This window comes from Burkholderia sp. HAN2018, from assembly GCF_024704855.1.
Lineage (GTDB): Bacteria > Pseudomonadota > Gammaproteobacteria > Burkholderiales > Burkholderiaceae > Burkholderia > Burkholderia cepacia.
The window spans coordinates 1-3,341 of sequence record NZ_QOBB01000407.1 but is presented as its reverse complement, the minus strand read 5'-3'; the positions used below and the strand labels follow the sequence as shown (position 1 = coordinate 3,341).

At 68.4% G+C, this 3,341-nt stretch carries 2 protein-coding genes; both read left to right on the top strand.

Annotation, left to right across the window (positions count from 1 at the left end; all coding sequences use genetic code 11):
- Positions 1 to 56 precede the first annotated feature (56 nt).
- On the top strand, positions 57 to 1,988 hold the full coding sequence (flgK, locus tag DPV74_RS40175; RefSeq protein WP_060174232.1) for a flagellar hook-associated protein FlgK: 1,932 nt from the start codon (positions 57 to 59) through the stop codon (positions 1,986 to 1,988).
- A gap of 17 nt (positions 1,989 to 2,005) precedes the next feature.
- A complete protein-coding gene (gene flgL, locus DPV74_RS40170) occupies positions 2,006 to 3,241 on the top strand; it encodes a flagellar hook-associated protein FlgL (protein ID WP_119339204.1) in 1,236 nt (411 codons plus the stop codon).
- The last annotated feature ends 100 nt before the right edge of the window (positions 3,242 to 3,341 follow it).

Genomic DNA, 3,341 nt, shown 5'->3' with positions numbered 1-3,341 from the left:
TACCGGGAGTCACGCAACCCGGCGGCCGCAGCGCGGCCGGCTCATCAGGATCGCGCATGTCCAACACACTCATGAACCTCGGCGTCAGCGGCCTGAATGCCGCGCTCTGGGGCCTCACGACGACCGGCCAGAACATCAGCAACGCGGCGACGCCGGGTTATTCGGTCGAACGCCCCGTCTATGCCGAGGCAAGCGGCCAGTACACGAGCAGCGGCTACATGCCGCAGGGCGTGAACACCGTCACCGTGCAGCGGCAGTACAGCCAGTACCTGAGCGACCAGCTGAACGGTGCGCAGACGCAGAGCGGCGCGCTGTCGACGTGGTATTCGCTCGTCACGCAGCTGAACAACTACATCGGCAGCCCGACGTCCGGCATCTCGACCGCGATCACGAACTACTTCACCGGGATGCAGAACGTCGCGAACAGCGCGTCCGACGCGTCGGTGCGGCAGACCGCGATGAGCAATGCGCAGACGCTCGCGAACCAGATCACGGCGGCCGGCCAGCAGTACGACGCGCTGCGCCAGAGCGTGAACACGCAGCTCACGAGCACCGTGACGCAGATCAACGCGTACACCGCGCAGATCGCGCAGCTGAACCAGCAGATCGCGTCCGCGAGCAGCCAGGGCCAGCCGCCGAACCAGTTGATGGACCAGCGCGACCTCGCAGTGTCGAACCTGTCGAACCTCGCGGGCGTGCAGGTGGTGCGCAACAGCGACGGCTACAGCGTGTTTCTCGCGGGCGGCACGCCGCTCGTCGTCGCGAACAAGAGCTACCAGCTCGCGGCCGTCACGTCGCCGTCCGATCCGAGCGAGCTGACCGTCGTGTCGCAGGGCATCGCCGGCGCGAACCCGCAGGGGCCGAACCAGGCGCTGTCCGACGCGTCGCTGTCGGGCGGCACGCTCGGCGGCCTGCTCGCGTTCCGCAGCCAGACGCTCGACCCGGCCGAAGCGCAGCTCGGCGCGATCGCGACCAGCTTCGCCGCGCAGGTCAACGCGCAGAACGCGCTCGGCATCGACCTGTCGGGCAACGTCGGCGGCAACCTGTTCACCACCGGCACGCCGATCACGTACGCGAACCAGGGCAATACCGGCAACGCGGCGCTGTCCGTGTCGTTCGCGAACGCGTCGCAGCCGACCACGAGCGACTACACGCTGTCGTACGACGGCACGAACTACACGCTGACCGACCGCGCGAGCGGCGCGGTGGTCGGCCAGTCGGCCAGCATGCCGGCCTCGATCGGCGGGCTGAACTTCTCGTTCTCGTCCGGCGCGATGAACGCCGGCGACAAGTTCACCGTGCAGCCGACGCGCGGCGCGCTGAACGGCTTCGGCCTCGCGACGTCGAACGGCTCCGCGATCGCGGCGGCGTCGCCGTACGTGCCGTCGGCCGCCAAGACGAACACGGGCACCGGCACGATCGGCGGGCTGACGGTCACCAGCGCAACGGCCGCGGCCAACCCGCACAACTACACGATCACGATGGGCGGCACGACCGCCAGCCCGACCTACACGGTCACCGACAACACGGCCGTGCCGCCGACGACCAGCGCGGCGCAGCCGTACCAGTCCGGCACGCCGATCACGCTGACGGCCGGCGTCACGGTCACGGTGTCGGGCGCGCCCACGGCCGGCGACACGTTCACGGTCGCGCCGAACACGGGCGGCACGAACGACGGCAGCAACGCACTTGCGCTGTCGAAGCTCGTCAGCGCGAAATCGTTCGGCAACGGCTCGACCACGCTGACGGGCGCGTACGCGAGCTACGTGAACGGCATCGGCAACACGACGAGCCAGCTGAAGTCGTCGAGCGCCGCGCAGACTTCGCTGATCGGCCAGATCACGCAGGCGCAGCAGTCGGTGTCGGGCGTGAACCAGAACGAAGAGGCGGCCAACCTGATGCAGTACCAGCAGCTCTACCAGGCGAACGCGAAGGTGATCCAGACCGCGTCGACGCTGTTCCAGACCGTGCTCGGCCTGTTCAATTGATTTCGGGGATCGATGCGATGCGGATTTCCACCACGCAGTTCTACCAGATGAACGTCGCGCAGATGAACGATCAGCAGGCGCAGCTCTCGCAGCTGTACCAGCAGATCTCGAGCGGCGTGAGCCTCTCGACGCCTGCCGACAACCCCCTCGGCGCCGCGCAGGCGGTGCAGCTGTCGATGACGTCGGCGACGCTGTCGCAGTATGCGTCGAACCAGAACGCCGCGCTGTCGTCGCTGCAGAAGGAAGACCAGACGCTCATCAGCGTCAACAACCTGCTGAACAACATCCATACGGTCGTGATCCAGGCCGGCGACGGCTCGCTGTCCGACAGCGACCGCGCGGCGCTGTCGACGCAGCTGCAGGGCTATCGCGACCAGTTGCTGACGCTCGCGAACTCGACCGACGGCTCGGGCAACTACCTGTTTTCGGGCTTCCAGTCGACCACGGCGCCGTTCTCGAACGCGCCGGGCGGCGGCGTGACCTACAGCGGCGACACGGGCACGCGGCAGGTGCAGATCGCCGATACGCGCGCGATCTCGCAGGGCGACAACGGCGCGAACGTGTTCATGTCGGTGCCGATGCTCGGCAGCCAGCCGGTGCCGCTCGCCGGCGCGGGCAACACGGGCACGGGCACGATCGGCGCGGTGTCGATCACGAGCCCGTCGGCCGCGACCAACACGCACCAGTTCACGATCACGTTCGGCGGCACGGCCGCCGCGCCGACCTATACGGTCACCGACAACACCGTGGTGCCGCCGACCACGACCGCCGCGCAGCCGTATTCGGCCGGCGCCGGGATCGCGCTCGGCAACGGCCTGTCGGTGCCGGTGTCGGGAACACCGGCGTCCGGCGACACGTTCACCGTCACGCCCGCGCCGAAGGCCGGCACCGACGTGTTCGCGGCGCTCGACTCGATGATCGCCGCGCTGAAGGTGCCGATCAGCAGCAACACGTCCGCCGCGGCCTCGCTCGCGAACGCGATGACCACCGGCACGACGAAGCTGAACAACATGATGACGAACGTCCTCACCGTGCAGGCGTCGGTCGGCGGCCGCGAGCAGGAAATCAAGGCGATGCAGACCGTGAACCAGACCAACACGCTGCAGGTCACCAGCAACCTGTCCGACCTGACGAGCACCAACATGGTGTCGACGATCAGCCAGTTCCTGCAGATGCAGAACGCGCTGACGGGCTCGCAGAAGGCTTACGCGCAACTGCAGAACCTGTCGCTGTTCCAGTACATCAACCCCTGATGCACGCCGCGCCGGCCGCGATGTGAGCGCACGCTTGCGTCGCGGCCGGTGTCGACCGCCGGCGGCCCGCTCGCTCGCCCCCGATGCGCGGCCGCCCGGC